The 21,539-nt window shown below is 69.9% G+C and carries 18 protein-coding genes; 17 read left to right on the top strand and 1 reads right to left on the bottom strand.

The window, feature by feature from the left end:
* Positions 1 to 13: 13 nt before the first annotated feature.
* The 3 genes from ACIRPP_RS24535 to ACIRPP_RS24525 are packed head-to-tail and all read left to right on the top strand — an operon-like array spanning position 14 to position 2,390.
* Positions 14 to 943: a DUF2797 domain-containing protein gene (locus ACIRPP_RS24535; RefSeq protein WP_403646594.1), complete on the top strand. Its 930-nt coding sequence runs from the start codon at positions 14 to 16 to the stop codon at positions 941 to 943.
* A gap of 59 nt (positions 944 to 1,002) precedes the next feature.
* Complete coding sequence (locus ACIRPP_RS24530) at positions 1,003 to 1,848, top strand: class I SAM-dependent methyltransferase (protein WP_403646591.1); 846 nt, start codon at positions 1,003 to 1,005, stop codon at positions 1,846 to 1,848.
* Positions 1,845 to 2,390, top strand: coding sequence for an NUDIX domain-containing protein (locus ACIRPP_RS24525; protein WP_403646588.1), 546 nt, complete (start codon positions 1,845 to 1,847; stop codon positions 2,388 to 2,390). Before ACIRPP_RS24530 ends, ACIRPP_RS24525 begins: the two co-directional genes overlap by 4 nt.
* 20 nt (positions 2,391 to 2,410) lie before the next feature.
* On the opposite strand, the gene ACIRPP_RS24520 is transcribed toward ACIRPP_RS24525, so the two are convergent.
* The gene (locus ACIRPP_RS24520) at positions 2,411 to 2,941 is read right to left on the bottom strand and encodes an NUDIX domain-containing protein (RefSeq protein ID WP_392366304.1); all 531 of its coding nucleotides are present in this window, start codon (positions 2,939 to 2,941) and stop codon (positions 2,411 to 2,413) included.
* A gap of 142 nt (positions 2,942 to 3,083) precedes the next feature.
* Between ACIRPP_RS24520 and ACIRPP_RS24515 the strand changes: the two genes are divergently transcribed.
* The 14 genes from ACIRPP_RS24515 to ACIRPP_RS24450 all read left to right on the top strand — a co-directional run bounded on the left by ACIRPP_RS24515 (position 3,084) and on the right by ACIRPP_RS24450 (position 21,521).
* Positions 3,084 to 4,292: a hypothetical protein gene (locus ACIRPP_RS24515; RefSeq protein WP_403646584.1), complete on the top strand. Its 1,209-nt coding sequence runs from the start codon at positions 3,084 to 3,086 to the stop codon at positions 4,290 to 4,292.
* Positions 4,293 to 4,763: 471 nt separating this feature from the next.
* A complete protein-coding gene (locus ACIRPP_RS24510; RefSeq protein ID WP_403646581.1) occupies positions 4,764 to 5,228 on the top strand; it encodes an NUDIX domain-containing protein in 465 nt (154 codons plus the stop codon).
* Positions 5,225 to 6,322, top strand: coding sequence for a DNA-3-methyladenine glycosylase family protein (locus ACIRPP_RS24505; RefSeq protein WP_403646579.1), 1,098 nt, complete (start codon positions 5,225 to 5,227; stop codon positions 6,320 to 6,322). Before ACIRPP_RS24510 ends, ACIRPP_RS24505 begins: the two co-directional genes overlap by 4 nt.
* 576 nt (positions 6,323 to 6,898) lie before the next feature.
* Positions 6,899 to 8,767, top strand: a complete 1,869-nt coding sequence (locus ACIRPP_RS24500) for an ABC transporter ATP-binding protein (protein ID WP_403646845.1) — start codon at positions 6,899 to 6,901, stop codon at positions 8,765 to 8,767.
* 276 nt (positions 8,768 to 9,043) lie between these two features.
* Complete coding sequence (locus ACIRPP_RS24495) at positions 9,044 to 10,435, top strand: MFS transporter (protein WP_403646576.1); 1,392 nt, start codon at positions 9,044 to 9,046, stop codon at positions 10,433 to 10,435.
* A complete protein-coding gene (locus tag ACIRPP_RS24490) occupies positions 10,432 to 10,881 on the top strand; it encodes an NUDIX domain-containing protein (RefSeq protein ID WP_006143061.1) in 450 nt (149 codons plus the stop codon). Before ACIRPP_RS24495 ends, ACIRPP_RS24490 begins: the two co-directional genes overlap by 4 nt.
* A gap of 191 nt (positions 10,882 to 11,072) precedes the next feature.
* A complete protein-coding gene (locus ACIRPP_RS24485; protein WP_244162727.1) occupies positions 11,073 to 12,305 on the top strand; it encodes a methyltransferase domain-containing protein in 1,233 nt (410 codons plus the stop codon).
* 101 nt (positions 12,306 to 12,406) lie between these two features.
* A complete protein-coding gene (locus ACIRPP_RS24480) occupies positions 12,407 to 12,835 on the top strand; it encodes an HIT family protein (RefSeq protein ID WP_403646572.1) in 429 nt (142 codons plus the stop codon).
* A 176-nt stretch (positions 12,836 to 13,011) separates the two neighbouring features.
* Positions 13,012 to 13,668, top strand: a complete 657-nt coding sequence (locus ACIRPP_RS24475; protein ID WP_403646843.1) for a class I SAM-dependent methyltransferase — start codon at positions 13,012 to 13,014, stop codon at positions 13,666 to 13,668.
* Positions 13,665 to 15,044 carry a phosphotransferase gene (locus ACIRPP_RS24470; protein ID WP_403646569.1) on the top strand — a complete coding sequence of 460 codons (1,380 nt, stop codon included), beginning with the start codon at positions 13,665 to 13,667 and terminating at the stop codon, positions 15,042 to 15,044. Before ACIRPP_RS24475 ends, ACIRPP_RS24470 begins: the two co-directional genes overlap by 4 nt.
* Before the next feature lie 55 nt (positions 15,045 to 15,099).
* Positions 15,100 to 17,424 (top strand): methyltransferase, FxLD system, encoded by a 2,325-nt coding sequence (fxlM, locus tag ACIRPP_RS24465; protein ID WP_403646566.1) that lies wholly within the window; start codon positions 15,100 to 15,102, stop codon positions 17,422 to 17,424.
* Between the two features lie 1,149 nt (positions 17,425 to 18,573).
* The gene (locus ACIRPP_RS24460) at positions 18,574 to 19,647 is read left to right on the top strand and encodes an NUDIX hydrolase (protein ID WP_403646563.1); all 1,074 of its coding nucleotides are present in this window, start codon (positions 18,574 to 18,576) and stop codon (positions 19,645 to 19,647) included.
* A 132-nt stretch (positions 19,648 to 19,779) separates the two neighbouring features.
* Positions 19,780 to 20,607, top strand: a complete 828-nt coding sequence (locus ACIRPP_RS24455) for an NUDIX domain-containing protein (protein ID WP_365889059.1) — start codon at positions 19,780 to 19,782, stop codon at positions 20,605 to 20,607.
* A gap of 278 nt (positions 20,608 to 20,885) precedes the next feature.
* Positions 20,886 to 21,521 (top strand): M15 family metallopeptidase, encoded by a 636-nt coding sequence (locus ACIRPP_RS24450; RefSeq protein ID WP_403646840.1) that lies wholly within the window; start codon positions 20,886 to 20,888, stop codon positions 21,519 to 21,521.
* Positions 21,522 to 21,539: the final 18 nt, after the last annotated feature.

The following is a 21,539-nucleotide window of genomic DNA, read 5'->3' as shown; positions in this document are numbered from 1 at the left end:
CAAGGAACGCACCATGGACCAGGCCCTGCCCGCCAGCGGGACATACGTCTGTCACGGCATCACCTGGGCGAGCGCAGACCCCCGTCTTCTGCTCGCCCCCGTGACCGGCGGACCACTCGTCTACGCCCCGGTCATGGGCAGGCGCCTGAGTTACCAGGTGAGCGGTACCGGCCGGTGGTGCACCGGCCGGTACCGGTTCGCCGACCGCGTCCGCGTCGAGGCGGTCGCCTGCCCTGACCGGGCCCCGGCCGAGGCCGGCGGACAGTGCCCGGCCTGCGCCGGGCGGGACGACTTCCGCTTCGCCCACCGGTTCCACTCCGGCGGGCATGTTCCCGACGCCCTGGCGGCGTACATGGCCCAGCCGCACTGGCTGTACCTGGCGACGTTCGCCGACGGCACCACCAAGATCGGCACCGCGGCCGAACCCCGTAAGCGCTCCCGCCTCGACGAACAGGGTGCCCTGATCGCTACCTACCTCGCCCGGAGTGCTGACGGCCGCGCCGTGCGGTTCCTGGAGGATGCCCTTACCCGCCACCTCGGCCTGACGCAGACCGTGCGAGCCGCGGCCAAGCTGACGGCCCTGGCCGAGCTGCGCGACCTCGCCCCGGCCGGTGCCGCGCACCAGCGGCACCTCGACCGCACCACCGAGGCCCTGAGCGGCCTGAACGTCCCGGCCACACCGGAGCCGTGGACGCCGCCCAGCGAAGGCGACCTGCTGCGGACGCCGGAGACCGGGCGCGCCTTGTACCCGCACGACCCACGCTCCGGTGAGCACGGGCTGACGGTGCTCTCCTGCCTCGGCTCCCAGGTCCTCGCCACCCTCGACGGCGACGGTGAACAACTGCCCTACCTGCTCGACCTCGGCATCCTCAAGGGTCGGCGCATCGTCCTCGGCGCACAGTTCTCCTCACCGCCCGCCGCCGTACAGTCCGCGCTCTTTTGACCCTGCCCGAACGCCCGGCCTGCACTGCCGGGCCGCCCTGAGAAGCGAGGCCACACAACATGGCACCCCAGGACGCCATCCTCGGCTGGGACGAGGACAGCAACGCCGAGGCGTACGACGCCTTCACCCGCGCCCACCCCATGTACGACGCGACCAGCCGCGACCTTGCCCGCCGAGGTCATCTGGCCAACGCCAGCCTGGTGGTCGACCTGTGCGGCGGCGCCGGCGCGACCGCCCGCGCGATCCTCGACCTGATCCCGGCCCGCGCCCGGGTCGTCTCCGTCGACAACGCCGCCGCGATGCAGCGCGTCGGCCGCCGCACCCTGACCGACGCCCGCCTGACCTGGATCACTGCCCCGGCCGAACAGCTCGCCGACCACCTGCACGCCAGCAGCGCCGACGCCGTGGTGTGCAACTCCGCGATCTGGAAGACCGACACCGCCGCAGTGTTCGCGGCCGTCGCCCACATCCTGCGCCCAGGCGGGCGCTTCGTCTTCAACATCGGCGGTGGCTTCGCCGGCGTCCGGCACCCCGACGAACTGTCCACCCGCACCGGACCTACCCTGAACGCCCTCATCCGCCAAGTAGCCGCTGAGACCCACGGATACACCCCACCGCCGCGCGACGCGGACAGGCCGCCGAAGCTGCCGATGAAAACAGTCACCGAGCAGCTGACTTCAGCCGGACTGACGGTCGTCGGCACAGAGGTCACCGCCCAGCACAGCACCATGGCCGAGAAGAAGGCGTGGCTGTCCATCCCCGTCTTCGCGCGGCCCGAGGGCGACTTCACCCACGCCCAGCGGATGCAGATCCTCGACACCGCCTACGCCATGACCACCCCCGATGCCCCGGCCGTGACGAGCTGGCTCGTCGTCGTCGCCCAACGGCCGGAGGCCGCCGCATGACTCCGGCCGCCCCGGCTCCCGGCGGCGGGGCCCGCCTCTGTGACCACGCAAGCGTCGGGGTACTGGTCTCCTCCCCGAGCGGCCTGCTGGTGTTCGAGAGGGCGATTCCTCCGGCCGGAATTGCCCCGGTCGCCGGCCACGTCGACGAGCATGGCGGCCCCGAGCAGGCCGCGCGCGACGAAGTCACCGAAGAGGTCGGTCTTACCGTCACCCACCTGCACCTGCTGCTGGACCAGTGGCGGCCCAACCACTGCCACCGCGCGCCCAGCGGTCCGGTCGGCCACCACTGGTGGATCTTCCAGGCCGAGGTTTCCGGGTCGCTGTGCCCATCGCCCCGGGAGGTCCGCGCCCCTCGGTGGATCCACCCGGCCCAGCTGCAGCAGCACGCGCTGCGGACCGCCGCGCACGCCAACGGATGCCTGGACCGTGAGGAGTTCGAGCGTGAACCCGGCCTGGAGCCGGTGTGGTGCCGCTTCCTGCACGACCTTGAGCTCGTCAGCCTGCCCTCGGCGGACCTCGACCGGATCGAGGCCCTCCTGTGAACGGCGGCCAGGGGCCTACCTCAGCGGGAGCCGACCGCTCGGCCGGCTGCCAGACGGCGAGCGTGCGCACGGATGCGCTCGCGGTCTTCGGGGAAGACGCTGTCCCAGCCTGTGTCCAGACGGAACCATGCCGCCGGCTGGTTCTGCTCCCCGGCGAGCGGCACGTCGCGTCCCACGATCGCGGCGTAGGACAGGCCCAGCGTCGGAGACCAGTCGGCCCGGTAGGAACGCACCGCCACGGCCGCGGGCTCGGGCAGCAGCTCGCAGCGCAGGCCGGTCTCCTCCAGCAGCTCTCGTGCCGCCGCCGCACGCGGCGCCTCGCCCGGCTCCACCTTGCCGCCCGGCGGCACCCATCCGCGCACGCGGTGCTTGACCAGCAGGACGTGCTCGAAAGCAGGGTCGGTGACCCACACCTCGGCCGCCAGCGGCTCCATGGGATGTCGGCGGGCTTCCTCCAGCCAGGCCCGTGCACCGTCGAACTCCCATGCGGCGAGGCGGGCATCCGCAACAGCCTCGTCCAAGATCACCTGACCGACTTCACCATGACTCACCCGCCCCACCCTAGGCCGACGAACCGGCCGGACGTCGCAGCGACGAGCAGGCAGCCATCCGGGGATGTCCGGCCGGCCCGGTGGCCCCTTCGGGCTGCAGGGCGATCACCCGTGGCACCCGCTTCACACGAAGGAGACCAGCGTGCCCGATGAGCAGCCCTCGGACCGGGGAGCCTGGGTCGTCCTCGGCGGCGTCCACCTCCTCAACCGCACCGCGCCACGGCGACCAGACGAGCCGATCGTGCTCGTACGTGTGTCACCGCAGGAGGTATGCCGGCCGGCCACCACCGTGATCGTCCGCTGGAACGCGCTGGGGCCCTGCCCGGTCGAAGCGCTGTACCCGGGCGGCACCCGGCTCGGGGCGGCCAGGATCGACGGCGGCGAACTGTTCCCCGACGCCATCGCCGGCCCCGCCCTGCGCGGCCTGGTCGGCACCGAGGCCGCCCCCGGCCTGGTGCCGCTGTGCTACCTGGCCGAACACCCCGGCGGCGGCTACCACGCGTACGCGCAGATCCGCTTCCACCCCGAGGACGCCTGCTTCGTCCGCACCACCCGGGACCCAGTAGGCCACGGCCCGGTCGAGGAACTGCGCTGGTTCGACCCCGTGCTGACGGCGCACGCAGAGTCGAGCACGGCGCTCAACAACCATCTGCGGTACTTCCGCAAGCACTTCTCCGGCACCGAGCTGGAGATCAAGTACACCCTCGACCCGGCACCGGACATCTGGTCCGCGTCCATGGAACTGCTCAAGGCCCTGCGCGACGGCAAGCTGGAAGGCTGCCGTCCGGAGTACCGGGAAGAGTTCCAGATCCACCACACCGAGAACCATCTGTTCGACGTCACCGGCCCCGAGCCCGAGATCGGCTACGCCTCCTTCATCCCCACCGTCACCGCCGGGCACGTGCTCAAGCGAAAGTGGTTCACCGAGGACGCCTTCGCCCGCCGCGAGGAACTCACCCCTGGCCTCGACATCACCCCCGACCGCTTCGAGACGTTCCTGCGCGAAGACCTGAACCTCCAGGTCCGGGCCATGCCGCCCTTCCAGCGCGTCCGCTACGACATCCAGTGCGAGTCGCTGCGCACCGGACACGTCTACGGCATCTTCCTCGACCGCTGCGCCCTCCTGGCGGCCCCCGACGTGGTGCTCTCCCAGTGCGAGCTGGAGTACCTCCGCTCACGCAGCATCCTCGACCACGACCAGGACGAGATCCTCATCGAGATGAAGCGGATCGACAGCTGGCTCTGCGAGTACCTCGCCAGTCACGGTTGGGCCGCCGAGCACACCTTCTACTCCAAGCGCAGCTTCCTTCGCGACGCCATCGCCCTCCGCCCGGACCTCGCCACGCGATGACTGACCAAGCGCCCCCCGGCAATCCCCCGCAGGAGGTACCGCAACCCACATGAGTGATCGAACACTGCATCACAGCCCGCCCCACCCGACCGCACAAGGAGAGAGCCCGGTATTCGAAATCGCGTTCTAGATTTCGCCCCCCTCCACCCGTTACGGCTACAGCAGGACCGCCGTTACCCGATCACCTGTCCGCATCTCGCCCCGAGGAGTCCCCGTGCATCCCGTACGCCGTCCTGGACTCGTTCATCCTGCGTTCGAAAATGCCGTTACCTCCTCGGGCGCCAGCCTTCGCCTCACCTCCGGTCGCGCATCTCTGCTCGCCGACGGGTCACGACCGGATACGAGGTACCTGGCATGACGCAGCCCACACCTCTCCCGTCCTCCGTCCTCACCTATAGCTTTCGGCACGGCGGTGCCCTCGTGACCAATGATCGGCACACCCGTAGAACGCCTGGTACAGGAGGGCCGCCCGTGAGCGACTCGCCTCACCAGCTGATCGCCGACGTGGCACAGGTCCTGCTCCGTACGAACGGCACCGCCCTGTGCGTACCCCGCGCACTGGACGCCGCCCTCGCACCGGGACAGCTCACTGTCGTGGGCGGCCACCTGGAAGTCGGCGAACCACTCGACCATGCTGCGCGACGCGAGGCCATGGAGGAGGTGGGGGTTATCACTGCTGAGCAGCAGGAGTTCTGCGGGCTCATCCACCACCACGACTCCGACAATGGCCTGGACCGGATCACCGCCGTGTTCGTGGCGCAGTCCTGGACGGGTGAGCCGTACAACGCCGAGCCACACAAGCACGAAGGGCTCTTCTGGGTGCCGATGGAACGATCGTCGCCGGACTGTCACCCCTACACCGCCACCATCTTCCACATGCTCACCCACGGCCCGTCCTACCGGGCCATCAACTGGCCTGCGGGAGGCGCCCGGTGAAGAGATTCTTCGGCCCGGTCACGATGGCCGATCCGCAGGTCTCCGACGCCGAACACGAGCTGTTCGGCGGCCCCCTGCGACCCACGGCCGCCACCCAGGAGCATGACGTGAACCCCCGCACCCTCGACCACACCGACACCCTCGAACTGCCCGTCACCGGCGACGGTCCATTCAACGCCCTGCACACCTTCTGGAAGCCGTCCCACTACGCCACCGGCCTCGAAGCACACACCGAGTCCAGCAGCTGGCGTACCTTCCGAGTCAGCGACCTCGTGGTCGGAGTCCGGCTGCATGCCGAGGACCGCACCGTGATCGCCGACATCTACACCGACGGTGACTTCAAGCCCGCCTACCGCGAGGAGCTGACGCGCCGGCTCATCTCTTCATACGGGTTGGACGAAGACCAGGCGGCGTTCGCGGAACTCGCGTCTCGCGTGCCCGCAATGCGCGAGGCACTCGCAGCCCTGGGCGGGATGCGGCAGTCGTGCCCGGAGGACCACTTCGAGATCGCCGTGATCGCCCTGCTGCTGCAGAACGTCACCATCGGCCGCACCGCCCAGATGACCCGCAACCTGCTGGTCCACTACGGCCGTCTCGTCCACTTCGACGGGATCACGCTGCGGGCCTGGTTCACCCCAGACGAGATCGCCCACGTCTCGCCGGAGACGCTGAAGGAACGGGACCGGCTGGGCTTTCGCGCCAAAAGCCTTCCGCATTACGCGGCCTACTTCCGCGACCACAGCACCGAGGACCTCAAGGCCGCCGGAAACCTGATGGAGGCCGTCCAGGAAATCAAAGGAGTGGGCCCCTACACCGCCGCGGTAATTGCCTCCCACGCTTCCCGCGACCCTGCCGTCTTCGGCATCGACGTGTGGAACCGCAAGATCCTTGCGCGCAGCCTCCTCGACGCTGACGACGCCGCGCCGGAGACCGTGATGACCCGCCTCAACGAACTGTTTCCCGGCTACGCCGGCACCGCCGGCCTCTACCTCGTCGAGCACGAGTACCTGACCAATCCTGTCGCCCCGCTCCTGCGTTCCGGCCCCGACGCCCTCACCGCATGGAACGCGGCGCTGGAGCAGACCGGAACCTGACCCACTCCAGGTCGAGAGCAGCGACGCCACCGCCGCCGCTGCTCCTGGTTGCCATGCCCGCACCGCGCCCGACGGGACCCCCCGCAACACCTCGAAAGGGTGATCCCAACTGTTCGAGCGACACAGGCGCGACCCACGACAAGGCCCGCTTGACCCCTGCAATCCAATAGAACATCCGTCCACTATCTGCCCCAGATCTGCCCGTGACAGACCCGTCCGGGGGCCGTTGTTAGAGCACCAGTACCCCTCGTGCGTCCATCCGGAGGACTCCGTGAACCCTGTGCCCGTCCCTGCGAATCCCTTCGCCGCATTCGAACGTCCTATGCCGGTTGTCCCGCGCTCCGCACGATCCGGGCGGCAAGTTGACGCCGCCGCCCAGCGCGCAGCACGACCGGATACGAGGTGGGCAGCATGAGTGAGCCCACCGATGCATCACCCGACAACATCCCGGGGCCGCGCACCGCCCCGCTGGAGTCCACACCCTCTTCGTTGCCTCCCGGACCGACGACCGGGCCCGACGCGTCCTCTACAGCCGAGCCGGATGAGCCATCGGAAACGGCTGCCAGGGAGCCGCAGATGCGGTACGTCGATCTGACGGGCAGCCGTGAAGCGGCCGGCCGTTCGATCAGGATGCGCGATATGGCCCGGCGGCTGCCGCAGTTGGTACGCCGGTCACTGGCTCTCGCGTGGCGGGTCGACCGCCGAGCGACCATCGGTCTCCTGCTCTGCCAGGCCGTCACCGGCGTGATGCAAGCCCTCGGCCTGGTCGCCATCAGCGGCACCCTGACCGCCCTGCTGACCAGTGGAGACGTCTACCAGCGGCTTCTTCAGGCGTGGCCTTCTGTGGCCCTGCTGGCGGGCACCGCCGGCGTACGCGCCCTTCTGGGAATCACCGTCTCCTGGTTGTCTTCCCGGTTGGGCCCGCTGATGTCGCGCGAGGCCGAGCAGATGCTCCTCACCGGCTGCGCCGAGGTGGAGCTGTGCGCCTATGACGAGCCCGACTTCAACCACGACCGCGAAGCCGCCGACCGCGGGGCGCAGGTCACCGGGGACCTGATCGACGAGGGGCAGGACCTGATCGCCTCGTCGGCCTCCTTCGTCGCTGGAGCGATCGTGCTGGCCGGCGTGCACTGGGTCCTTCTCCCCCTTCTGATCGCGGCCAGCCTGCCGCAGGCCCTGGCCCAGGTCAGCGCCGCACGGGTGCGATACCTGGCGAATCTGCGCAGCAACGGCGACCTGCGGATGCTGTCGATCCTGCGCTGGCACATCTACACCAAGGAGGCTGCCGACCAGATCCGTGCCGGCACCATGGCCGGTTTCCTCTCCGGCCGGTACCGGCAGACGGTCGCTCGGATCAACCGCGAGGACCGCGCCGCCGCCGATAAGGGGGCCCGCATGTCCCTGATCGGCGCGCTGTGCGGCGGCGTGGGTTCGGCGGTCGTATGGGCGGCGGTCGTGTGGCTGCTGGCCACCGGCCGCATCAGCGTCGGACACGCCGGGACGGCTGTTTTCGCCTTGCAGACGGTGGGCCAGTCGGTCCGCGGTCTGGTCTCGGTAGGGGCGCGCGCCGTGCGCACCGGCCTGTACATGGACGACTGGAGCGGCTTCCTGGACAAGGCCGGAGGGTTCCGCATGCGCCGGGGTGCGCATCGCCCGGGGCCGCCGAAGAAGATCGAGATCAAGTCGGTCACACACCGGTACGCGGGCAAGAGCCAAGACGCTCTGTCCGACGTCACGCTCACCCTGCGCCAGGGCGAGGTCACCGCCCTTGTCGGCTTCAACGGCTCGGGTAAGTCGACGCTGTCGAAATTGATCAGTGGCCTGTACCTGCCCACCGAGGGTCAGGTGCTGTGGGACGGCGTTCCCACCGGCGACGCCGAGCCGCAGGCGCTCTGGCAGCAGGTGGCCCTGGTACCTCAGACCTACGCGCGCTGGCCGTTGACCGTGCGGGAGAACATCACCCTCGGACAGCCCACGGCGCGTGGCGACGCGGCGGTACGTGAGGCGTGTGAGGCCGCCGGCGCCGACGAGGTCGTGGACAAGCTCGGCGCCGGCCTGGACACCCTTCTCGCCCGCGAGTGGCTCAACGGGGAGGAACTGAGCGGGGGCCAGTGGCAGCGCATTGCTCTCGGACGGGCGTTCTTCCGCCAGGCGGGGCTTTTGGTCCTTGACGAGCCGACCGCGAACCTCGATCCGCTTGCCGAGTACCGGATTTTCCAGCGGCTACGGGGGCTTGCCCGGGACCGGGTGGTACTGCTGGTGACCCACCGCATCACCAGTGTCGCCGTGGCCGACCGGATCGTCGTTCTCGACGAGGGCAGGGTCGTGCAGGAGGGCACCTACAAAGAGCTGGCCGAGCAACCGGGTCTGTTCCGGCAGCTGCTGTCGTGCCAGGTCTCCTCGGATGCCCGGGACGATGGCGCACAGCGGCAGGCATCCGCATGAGCACACGCCCGCGGAAGAGCATCGTGTTCACAAACCTGTCCGCCGTCGTGAGCACACAGCACACCGTCATGCCGGCCCGTCCGGATGCCGATGTGCTGACCGGCGCCCAACCATGTGACACCCCCCTTCTGCGGCGGAAGGGGGTTCTGCTCCGCGGCTGTATCCGGGGCAACGACCCGGCCGTGGACACTGCAATGCCTGGGATGCCCGAGCAACGCGATCACGCAGCCACGGTCGTGCCGGGCGTGCGCCCGACGGGATCCGAGGGGGTACGTCATGTCCTCCTCGTGTGACCCCGTCTCGTCGGCCGGGCGGACGTCGCTGTGGCGGCACCAGGACTTCCGTCGGTACCTGACCGGCCAGGCCGCCAGTGTGGCCGGCAGCTCGATCAGCTCGATGGCTCTGCCCGTGCTGGCCGTTCTTCAACTGGATGCCAGCCCTGCTCAGGTTGCCTGGATCACGTTCATGGGCCAACTCCCGCCCGCGCTACTGGCGTTGCACGCCGGAGGACTGGCCGATCGGCGCTCCAAACGGAAGCAGATGATCACCGGAGATCTGGTCAGCGCCGCCGCGCTGGCCAGCGTGCCCGCAGCGGCGGCGCTGGACAGGCTGTCCCTGGTCCAGCTCATGGTGGTCGCTGCGGTGCATGGTGCGGCAGGGGTGCTGCATGATGCCGCCGCGATCAGTCTCCTGCCCAGCTTGGTCGACCGGTCCCTGATCCAACGGAGCAACAGCCGTATCGGCGCCCTGTTCGCCGTCGCCGCCACCGCCGGCAGCAACCTCGGCGCCACCCTGACCGCGCTCCTCGGACCGGCCCGGGCACTGCTCGGTGACGTCGGCTCCTACCTCGTCAGCGCCTGGTGCACCGCCCGCATCCAGACACGCGAGACCACCCGGGCGCGAGCGGGAAGCCACCGTCTGCACACCGAGATCGGTGAGGGCCTGCGGTACGTACGCCGTGACCACCGGCTGCGCACGCTGACCCTGGTCAACGCGACCACCTCGGCCGCCCTGGCACTCCTCAACACCCTGTGGGCCCTGTACCTGCTCAAGTCCCTTTCGATGAGCCCGACCGCCTTCGGCGTGGTCCTGGGGCTGGGAGCCCTCGGCGCGGCGGCAGGAGCGCTTGCCGCCCCGGCGCTCGCGCGACGGTACGGGCCCGGGCCGATGATGCTCGTCGCGCTCGCGCTCACCCCGCTCACCCAGATCCCGCTGCTGCTCGCGTCCCCAACCGTGGCCTGGCAGACCGGCATCGGCGCCGCCCTGTTTCTCCAGCTGGCCTTTGCCGCAGCGGCGGGAACCACCCAGCGCTCCATTCGTCAGGTCGTCACCGCCGATGACATGCAGGCCCGCATGCAGGCCGTGAGTACCTGGCTCACCTCAGGCGCCCGGCCGGTGGCCGCCCTGGTCGCGGGCAGCCTCGGGACACAGATCGGCGTACGGCCCACCCTGTTCGTCGGCACCTGCCTGCTCCTCGTCCCCCTCGTGGTCCTCTACCGCTCCCCACTACGCGGCCTCCTCCAGATGCCCGAAGCCCAGCCCGTCCCCTCCCCTCCAGGAGATCCACTCATGCAACCACCCGCCCCCTCCCCCTCACCTTCACCCGGCGCCGCCCCCTCCGGCGACGGACAGCACAATCCCGCGGTGGGCGGAGGTGGTACGGCGTGAGCGCGGAACTGAACGTGATCGGCGGCCACCTGTACCTGGAGCGGGACGGCATGGTGCTGCTCGGGCAGCGGCACCCGGATTCGGCATACGCGGGCGGCCAGTGGCATCTGCTGGCAGGCCATGTGGAACGAGAACCGGCCCGGACCTGCGTGGCACGGGAGGCGCGGGAGGAGGCGAAGCTGGTCGTCGCCGAGGAGGACCTCGTCCTCGTGCATACGGTGCACCTCCTCGACCACGAGGACGCCGTCCCGCGCGTGGGCTTCTTCTTCCGGGCCAGCCGGTGGGAGGGCGAGCCCCGCGTGCTGGAGCCGGACAAGTGCCTGCGTTGGGCCTGGTGGCCTGTCGACGGCCTGCCGGAGCCGACCGTTCCCTACACCCGAGCGGCCATCGAGGGGATTCGTGCCGGCCGGCTGTATACCGAGATCGGTTGGGAGCGGCGGAAGTGAGCGCCCCGGAGATGGACACGCACCGGCCTGGTCCTGAAGCCGCCCAACAGCCGGACTCCTCTTGCGAACACCGCGCACAGATCCCGGATACACCCGCGCTTTGCGGTGCAAGCACTGCAAGAACGGCCGTAGGCCCAACCGGTCAGGAAGGAGGAGAGGGTTCTGCATCGAGCACGTCACACCGTCCAAGGATGTCCGCTGACCTGCTCGCCGCAACAGCCGCCGCCCGCACCGCGATGGTCGACCGCCTCGTCGCCGACGGCGTGCTGACCGACCCGCGGCTGCGCGATGCCCTCCTACGTGTGCGGCGGGAAGTCCTTCTCCCCCACGCATACGTCCGGGTCAGCGGCCCAGGCGCGGATCCGATCGACTGGCGGCTCCTCGACGGCTCGCACCCCGACGACCAAGCGGAGTGGCTCGACCTCGTCCACAGCGGCGACTCCGTCCTGCTCCAGCGCGACGGCGAGCCGCTGGACGCCCTTCGCCGAGGACCGGTGACCGGCGGCCACATGACCTCCATGAGCACCTACGCCCCTGCCACCGTCGAGGTGTTGCAATGCCTCCAACTGGATTGCGGGCAGCGGTTCCTGGACCTTGGTTCGGGTCCGGGGATCTCCCTGGCGCTCGCCGCTGCCATCACGGGCCCTGGCCGTGCCACCGGGGTCGAACGCGATCCGCACATGAGCGTGTTCGCCCAGCGGAACCTGGACCGGCTAGGACTGGGAGCGACGGTCGTCGAAGGTGACGCGCTCAACGGACACGCCACCGGGGCACCGTATGACCGGATCCATTCCGGCATCGGCGTGCCCTGCATCCCGCTGGCCTGGGTGGAGCAGCTCGCCCCCGGCGGAACGCTGCTGACCACGCTCGTGACCAGAACGCCCAGCTGGCCAGGTCAGATGCGCGCCACTCGCACGATGAAGGGCAGGCTTCAGGCGGTGCTGACGGGCAGGCCGCGCGGCCACCGGCCCCTGCTCGGCTACGAGTGGCTCACCGCCGTGACCCACCGGCCCAAGGTCAAGGCTGACCCCGGCCGACCGCGCCCAACCCGGCTCGCGCCGCCCGACGATGACGCCCACGGCTTCTGGATCGCCGCCGCGTACCTGGCACCGGGCTTGGTCAGGGATTTCCAGGCCGACACGATGACCATCGTCGCCCCGGAGGAGGATTCCTGGGCGGTGGTCGGCCCCGGCGACGGCACGGTCCGCGTGCACGGGCCGCGTGATGTGTGGGCCGAACTCGAAAACGTCCACGACGCTTGGGAGCGGGCGGGCCGTCCGGACACGTACCGGGTCGATATTCCGGACGGCGGGGGCCCGCAGCGCGTCGCTTCCGGTCCCGGCCGGATGGCCCTCACCTGGACGCTGCCCCCGCTCGCCGCCGTCCCCCACCAGACGTCTCCATCGCTCGGGAGTTGTCCATGACCCAGCAACGGCACCCCGTTCCCCCGCCCGCCGACGGCCCCAGTCGACCGGCTGGGTGGTCCGAGGAATTCCTCCGCCACCGCGACGGCCAGGGCTGCCCCATGTGTGACAACGACTTCGCCGCCGAAGACATCGGCTTGGGCATCCTGCTCCACCAGGGCGAAGTGGCCAACGCCTACCTGTGGCGCTCGGGCCAGGTCCGGGGCTACTGCGTACTCATTCACCGCGGCGCACCGCACGTCGCCGAGCCCACCGACCTCTCAGACGCCCACGCCGCCGCGTACTGGGCCGACACCCTCACGCTCGGCAAGGCCCTGACGGCGTTCTACCAGCCGATGAAGATGAACTACTCCACCCTCGGCAACGTGGTGCCCCACCTCCACACCCACATCGTTCCCCGCTACGCCGACCACGCCGACCCGGCGCCAGGCGGGCCGCTCCCGTGGACGGCCCTAGATACAAACCGCCCGGACGAAGTACAGCTCCAGGCGGACGCCGCCGCGCTGCGCGCGCTGCTGGAGCAGGCATGAGGGGCCGCCCGGATGAAGAGTCCGGGGACCTGTTCGCCTCTGCGGCGGCCGATTACGCCCGATACCGGCCGGGCATCCCGTCCGAAGCGGTCCGCCTACTCGTCGGCACAGTGAGAGGTGTCGCTCGGCCTGTCGTGCTCGATCTCGGCTCCGGGACCGGGCAGGTTGCAGCTGCGCTGCTCCCCGCTCTTGCGCATGAGGCCCGCCTGGACCTAGTGGATCCGGACCCAGGGATGCTCCGCGAGGCCACTGAAACCCTCGCCCCGCTCCTGGGTGACAGTCCCGCTGGCTTCCACTGCGTGCGGGCCGAGGACTTCACGCCGCCGTTCGACGGCTACCGAGCGGACCTGGTCACCTGCGCGCGGGCGTTTCACTGGATGCCCCGCCCCGCGGTCCTCACGATGGCCGACCGCGTCACCGCTCCCGGGGCCGGCGTGGCGATCATGGGGGATGGCAGCCTCTGGACCTACCAAGCGCAGTGGACGGCAGATCTGCAGCGGCTCATCCAGTCCTACCTCGGCCCCGAGCGGCGGGCCGGCACCGCTGGGGCGTACACCGAGCCGGGGCGCCGCTACGAGGACGACCTCGCCGAGTCCGCGTTCAGCGACGTCAGCGAGCACCGGATCCCGGTCCGCCGCACGTGGACACCCGCAGCCGTGGTCGGTTATCTACGCAGCACGAGCTTCGCCCGCCCGGCGCTCTTCGGCGATCAGCACGCACGGTTCGAGCAGGAGGCCCACTTGCTGCTGGAGGAACACGCCCGAGGCGAACGGCTCGTCGAGGACGCCGTGTTCACCATGCTGCTCGCGCGCCGCCCCGGCGGTGACCGGTGAGCGGGGGGCGGCACACCGAGCCGCTGGACGTGCACCTGGTCGCGGTCCGCGATACCGCGGCCGGCCCCGAAGTGCTCCTGTCCCGGCGGGCCGGCGACGTCTACGCGACAGGACTGTGGCATCTCCCATCTGGTCACCTCGACCCCGGAGAGGATGTCGTCACCGCGCTCGTGCGGGAGACCAGCGAGGAGACCAGCGTCATCGTCGACCCCGCTGATATCCGCGCGGCCGTCACCGTGCACCACCGCTCCCCCGGCGGGGGCGCACGCGTCGGGTTCTTCTTCGAGGTCCGGCACTGGCGCGGCAACCCCCGCGTCATGGAGCCGGACCGGTGCGACGCCATGGGCTGGTTCCCGCTCGACGCGCTGCCGCACCCCATGGTGGCCTACTGCCGGGCCGGGCTGGACGCCTACCGGGCCGGAGCCCGGATGGCCCTGCATTTCCAGGAGCCCGGCGATCCCATCGCCTACGCCCCGGCCGTCGACCGGCTGCGCCTCGTGCCCGACGCCGGTCCAAGCAGCACGGTCCCTGAGGACGCGGTGCGGGACTTCGTCGAGCGGGCGGTCGGCAGGATCACCGGCTGGACGGATGTCTCCTGGGCACGCAAGGGCAGTCAGGTGTGGCGGGCACGCGATGCCGAGGATTGGGTGTGGTTTGTCAAGATCCACCAGAACGACCGCTTCCACCAGCGCGAGTTGGCCGCATACCGCAGCTGGGTTCCCCGTCTGGGCCCGCTGGCACCCCGTCTGGTGGCCGCCGACGAATCACTGCGGGCCATCGTCATCACCACGGTGCCAGGCCGCTCCCTGCACGGCGCCGTCCACCCGCCCGACCAGGAGCGGCGGATCTTCCACTGCATCGGGCAGCTCGCGGCAACCATTCACCGCAGCGCCCCGGCACTGCCGCCCCTCCCCGACTCTCTGCCGCTCGAGAAGCTGGAACGGCACCTCGACGGCGCACGCGCCTACTTGGAGCCCGGGGACGAGGCGTTCATCCGTGCCACCGCAAAGGGGGCCGCTGGTCTGCCGGCCCTGGAGAGGGTTCCCACGCACGGTGACTTCCAGCGGCGGAACCTTCGCTGGGAGCAGTCGACGGGCATCTTGTACGTGATCGACTTCGAAAGAAGCGAAGGCGGTTCGGCCGTCAGGGACTTCGTCCGCTTGTCCGACGCCTGGCACGGACGGCCGGACCTGCACGAGGCCCTGATGACCGGCTACGGCCGCCCCCTGTCCCTCGCCGAAGAAGAGCACCTGGTCGTCCTGTCCGTATTGGATGCCGTCTCCGGCATCCAATACGGCGCCGCCCACGGCGATCCGGAACTCGTCGAGCGAGGCCGCCGCACCCTGGCCCGGCTCCGCGCAACGAACCGTCTTTGACCAGCACACCACACCACACCACCCACCAGCTGAAGAGCAGTTGAGGAGCACGCCCGTGGCGTACGTCGTCCGCGACCAGTGGCAGCAGCACTATGCCGACGGCAAGGGGTTCCGGGAACTCGGTGAGCGCGAGCGGGCCCTGCTCGCCGAGCACGCTCCCGTTCCCGATGGCGGCGGACGGGCGCTCGATGTGGGCTGCGGCACCGGCAGCCTGGCCGCCTACCTTTCCTCCCTCGGCTACACGGTGGACGCCGTCGACTTCGCCGACAGTGCTCTCGCCCGGGCCCGGGACGAACACGCCGACGTCGAGCGGGTGCGCTGGATCTGCCTGGACATCGAGCGCGACGACCCGGCAGATCTGCACGAGGAGGGCTACGACCTGGTCACCATGCGGCTGATGTATCCCTTTCTGCGCGATCGCAGCCGCGTCCTGCACGGGCTCGGTGAACGACTGCGGCCCGGCGGCACGCTTGTGGCCATCACCCCCGTGGTCGAGCACACCCCGGCCGAACGACGGGACATCGCCCTCGACGAGGACGAGGTCCGCCTGCTCGCCGAAGGCTGGGAGACCGTCGAGCGGCTGGAGGCGGACCAGCTCGCTGTCCTGGTCCTGCGCGGCCCGTGCCACACCGGCACCCGGGCGGTGGAGCGGCAGCGACCGCCCACCGGTCTGGCTGTGACAGGCGCCCTTGCGGTCGTCACCGACGAGGCCGGCCGGGTCCTGCTCGGCCGCTCGCGCCGGGGCATGTGGGAACTACCCGGCGGGAAGACCAGTGGTGCGGAGTCCTTCGAAGCGGCGGCGGTTCGGGAACTGGCCGAGGAGACGGGCCTGACCGCCTCGGCCTCGGACGCGCACGTGGTCACGATGCTGGCCGACGACAGCCACGGCGTGCCGCGGCTCACCGCGGTCGTCCGTATCACCGCATGGTCCGGCACCCTCGCCAACCGAGAACGGCAGTTGTTCGACCGGTGGGAGTGGCATGACCTGCACGCCGTGGCCTGCCTCGGTCCCGTGTTCGCTCCAGCCGCGCAGGCCCTGAGCGCGACCTGGCCCGGGGTTATTCCTGGCCTTGCACCGGTCCACTCCTATCCGCTCGCGATCGACCAGCCGCCCGTGCCCGGCGAACCGGCCGAAGCTGTCCGGCTGCGCCAGCAGATGACCCAGACGGTCATCGACGGCGGCTGGGCGCCCTCCGAACCGGTACAGCAGGCGCTGCGCACGGTGCCCCGGCACCGCTTCGTCCCCGAGAAAGCCCTGAAGACCGCGTACGACGGCGGCGACCGGGCCGTCGTCACCCGCCGCGACGAGACGGGGAAGGCGACCAGTTCGGTGTCCGCTGCCTGGCTCCAGGCCGACATGCTCCAAAGCCTGTGCCTGAAACCGGGAGCGATCGTGTTCGAGGCGGGATCCGGCGGCTACAACGCCGAGCTCATCGCCCATGTGGCCGGCCCCATGGGCAGGGTGGTCACCGGCGACATCGACCCCTACGTCGTACACCGCACCCGGCGGTTGACCACAGAGGCCGGCAGCGGCCGTGTCACCGCGTTCCAGGGCGATGCGGCACTCGGCGCCCCCTCTCACCTCGTACCGCGCGGCGGCTTCGACGCAATCGTGATCACCTACAACTCCTGGGACATCTCCCCCTCCTGGCGGGAGCAGGTAGCTGAGGGCGGGCGCCTAGTCCTGCCCCTCGAAATCCACGGATACACCCGGGCGATCGCGTTCGAGCGACGCTGCGAGGTACTGCACGCGCGGAAGTTCACGCACTGCGGATTCCTCCGCGCCCAGGGCGAACACGCCCGCCCTATCCCGGCCGTGGACCTCCTCGACGGCGAGCTGAAGCTCCGATTCGAAGACGGCACCCCCGCCTCGACGAAGGGATTGGAAGAGGCGCTGCGCGGGCCGCGCCACCAGGTCGCCACCGGGGTCACCATGGGGGCGGCCTTCTACTTCGGCTCGCTGCAGCTCTACGCGGCCACCACATTGCCAGGCTTCGTCCGTCTGTCCGCCCACCGGGACAAAGGCACGGGCGTCACCCAGATCGCGAAGGACGGCGATGCGCCGGCGATCCTCGGCGACGCCTCACTGGCCTACCTCATCCACGTCCAAACCCGGCACGGTGACAGCCCTGCCGAAAAGGAGTGGGAGTGGGTCGTCCACGCCTTCGGCCAGCACGGCCCGCAGCTCGCCGAGCAGCTGGCGGCCACAGTGAGAGCCTGGGACCGCGACGTACGCACGAACGACGGCAAGCAAAGCGACCCTGTCCTGACCGTTCACCCGGCTAGCACCCCCGACGGCCAGCTACCCGCCGGGGATGTCCTGGACAAGCCCCACAGCCGCCTCGTGTTCCAGTGGCCGGGCCGTGTGCCTTCACTGTAGACCCGGCCGGACGAAAGACATGGGGCTGGCGCTGAAGCGCGCCGGACCGGGACGGCCTGCTATGTCCGGCATACGTGAGCCCGACAGAACCCCGACTCACGGGCGCCGAGTCCCACCCCTCATCGATCCCTGTACCTGCTAGAAGCCTCCACGACCCTGCCGTCCGCATCCCGTTTCCTCGAGGAGATCCATGGCCGAGACGACCCGCCCCTCCGAACAAACCGAGCGCGAAATCTGCCACACCACACGCAGTCCTTCCGGTGACCCGGCCGAGAGTCAGCAAGCCGACGGATCCGAAGCCACCGAACAGGCTGTCACTCTCCTGGCCCCAGAGATCCGAACCGGCCGATGCCAGTGCGGTGACATCGCATACGAGGTAAGCGGCCTCCCGGATGATCCCCATCTGTGCTCATGTCCTCACGAAACCCGGATCTCCGGCGGTCCAGCCGTACTCTGGGTCGGCTTCCACAAGAACGGGCTGGCCTGGACAGGCCCCGGCGGTGAACCAACCTGGTACTCGACATGGCCAGACCTTCGCCGCGGGTTCTGCCCCCGCTGCGGCACCCACCTGATCTCCGTCGCTGACTCCACAGACATGATCATGGTGACCGGCTTCAGTCTCGACCTCCCCCACCAACGCGGTATCGAGCCCGTCGGGCATTCCTTCCGAGAGAACGCCGTTCCGTGGATGAAGATCACTCTCGCCCCAGAACCGCCCCGGTCCGCGGCCACGCTACCGTGCGGTTCATCACCAGCCCGCACGCCGAGCGGCTGATGTCCGTCGCCGGGCTGCCGAAGCCGGCCCAGGCATGCCGGTCGTCCGCTCGTGGACGCCGATCGGCAGCACAGTCCACACCCCTGCCGCCAACGCGACTCACCAACGTGGCCATCAGCAACCGGATCGGCGTCCTGGACGAAGGACAGATCATCCAGGAAAGCACCTACGACCAACTCACCCAGGAACCGAGGCTGTTCCAGTCCCAGTGAGAGCTGCAGCGACGGAGCGGCGGCGCCGCCTGATCCACGCTCCCCCGTCCGCGCCATGACACGCCCGCCCACCGTCCTGAAAGGCAGAGCCACGTGACCTCCCCCGCTTCCCCTTCGGATCGCGTTGCACCTCGGGCTGCCCTCTCGGCAGCGCAGTACGCCGTGTCCTCCCGGCACGCGGTGTGGCTCGGCGCCGCCGCGATCGTCACCGACCAGGTCGGCCGCGTCCTGCTGGTACACCCCACCTACCATGAGGACGACCGGTGGCTGTTGCCCGGAGGAGTCGTTGAACCCGGCGAACACCCGCACGACGCCTGCCGACGCGAGATCACCGAAGAACTGAGTCTGCCGAACCTGCCCCTGGCGAGCGTGCTCGCCGTCCACTCCCTCTCGTCACACCACGCCGCCATCCGGCGCGGCATCCCATGCCCCGGAGAGATCCGCTACGTCTTCGACGGCGGAACCCTCACCCCTGACCAGGCGAAGGCGATCCGCCTGCCGCGCAAGGAACTATCCGAGTACGCCTTCCTCGAAACGCGGGACGCGATGCAGCGGCTGCGCCCCGTGGACGGGCAGATCATGCTCGCCGCCTACCGCGCCCGCCTCGGGAACACCGCCACCGCCCACCTCGCCGACGGCCAGCACATCCTCGATATCCCACCCCTGGACCGCCATGACGTCCACGTCCGCTACCGGCCCCTGTGGGACAGCCCCCTCAACCGTGACCCTGTCCCTGAACGGCTCCCCGTGCAGCAAGCCTGGGCGTGGTGCTTCGTGCCCGACGGCCGGGTCGTCCTCGTCGCCGACCCAAGCCCCCGGGGCGCCCTGCCCATGCTGCCAGGCGGCACTGTGGAAAGGACCGACACGACACCCGAGGACACCCTCCACCGCGAAGCCGCCGAGGAAGCCCAGCTCACCCTGACCGACCCGGTGCGACTGGGCTGGGTGCTGGATGAGATCGGCGAGGTCTACGGCGGAGTGGGCCCCAACGCCCGGCTCCGCCTAGCCGCCCGGGTCACCGATATCGGGCCGGCGACCGTCGACCCCGCCACCGGCCGCCCCTTCGCACGCCTGCTCGCAACCCCCGCCCAGGCAGCCGCCCTTCTGGGATGGGGCCCGCCAGGAGCGCGGCAAGCCCGACTCGCCGCTGAGACAGCCCGAGAGCGTTGGGGCCTGCCCACCGCTCGCCCCACCGCAATCGACGAAGTCCCTGCGAAGGGGATGCGGCTGAGCTGACACGAACGACCGCCCTGCTCAACCCTGGACCAGCCAGACCATCGATCGGAGGCACGTGTGCCGGACGACACCCAACAGGCGATCTCATCCGTCCCGAACCCGGCGACAGGAGGTGGACCGCGGGAGCACCACATGCACCTGCTCCCGCGGTACTACCGTCAAGTAGAGGCAGGGCGCAAGACGATCGAAGTGAGGGTGGCCACCCCGCAGAAGCGCGCCGTTGCCGTCGGCGACACGGTCGTCTTCCACGACCGCGACACAGGCCGGGAGCTCGACGTCATCGTGCAGAGGATCACCCCGTACCCCTCCTTCGAGGATCTGCTCAGTTCAGAGGACCCAGCGCGCATCGACCCGAACGGGCCGCCCGGAGAACTGCTCGCCAACCTGCGCAGCATCTACCCGCCAGCCAAGGAGGGCCTCGGCGTCCTCGCCTTGGCATTCGACCACCGCCCTGCACGGCCAGGCCGACCGATGCCGATGACGCCCGCGCAGTACGCGCAGACCGTCCCCCACCATACGGTGTACGGCTGCCTGTACATCCGCGACGAACACGACCGGCCGGTTCAACTGCGCTCGGTCTACGGCTCGCGCCTCTGGCAGTTCCCGGGCGGCAACCTGGACGCCCAAGGAGAGGACCCGCTGCAAACCGCTCGCCGGGAAGCGGTCGAAGAGACTGGCCTCGAACTGGGCCTGGATACGCCGAAGCTACTCCTGACGCACTTCCTGCACGCCGGGCCCCGCCTGCCGCTGAACAAGGTAGGGCTCATCTTCGACGGGGGCCGGCTCACCGCAGAGCAGCTCGGTCGGATCCGACTCGATCCCGCCGAGCACGACATGTGGGCCGTGCACGACCTCGCCACCTGGCAGGGCCTGATGGCGCCGCGCGCCTTCGCTCGCCTCGACGCCATCGAACGGGCCCGTCGTGGCGAAGGCCCCGCCTACCTCACCACGCACACCTAATCCCCAGCGCACCCACCCAGCCGGACGAAAGCGTCGGCGACTGGGCTTGGCACCCGCTCGATCAGCTCCCCGACAGCCTGTTCGTGTGCAGCGCCCAGTTCCTCACCGCATGGCGGCCCGACTTGGCCATCGACCACTCACCAGCGCACTCCACGCGTTTCGCATCCGGACCAGCGGCCATGCCGGGCGACGGCCTGGCCTGACCGCCAGCACCCTCGTACGCCTGCGGCACCGCTCATCTTTTACTGTCGAAGGAGACGTAGTTGAAGATCGTGCTGATGTCCGACCCTCGGGTCGCCGCCATCCCTGTTCAGGACTGCGGCGAGGAACTCATCGACATACGGGCGTCCGGCCTGTTCCTCGTCGATCAACGCAAGCAGGACCCCGACGGCCACTTCGCGCACCTGCGGCACGGGCTCATCGAGCGCCTGGAACACGCCCAGCGACTGCTTCCCACTGAGTTCCGCCTGCTCGTCGTCGAGGGGTACCGGCCTCCGGCGCTCCAGCGGGCGTACTTCGAGGAGTACGCGACCGAGCTGCGTCGCGGAAACCCCGACTGGAGCGACAGCCGCGTCCACGAGGCCGCAAGCCGCTACGTCTCCCCACCGGAGATCGCGCCGCACAGCGCCGGCGCGGCCGTCGACCTGACCCTCGCGGCCTCGGACGGCCAAGAGGTGGACATGGGGACGAGGATGAACGCCTCCCCAGAGGAAAGCGACGGCGCCTGCTACACCCACGCGAACTCGATCAGCGGCGCTGCCCGGGCCCATCGCGACACGCTCTGCCGCGTCATGTCGGCCGCCGGTTTTGTGAACTATCCAACGGAGTGGTGGCATTTCAGCTATGGAGACCGATACTGGGCCCTCCACACCGGCCAGGCAGCCGCGGTCTACGGACCACGCCACCGCACGTAAGCAGCAGCTATCAGCAGT

The sequence above is a fragment of the Streptomyces sp. NPDC101219 genome, from assembly GCF_044767675.1.
In the GTDB taxonomy this organism is placed as follows: domain Bacteria; phylum Actinomycetota; class Actinomycetes; order Streptomycetales; family Streptomycetaceae; genus Streptomyces.
This window is presented reverse-complemented; position numbering and strand designations above follow the sequence as displayed.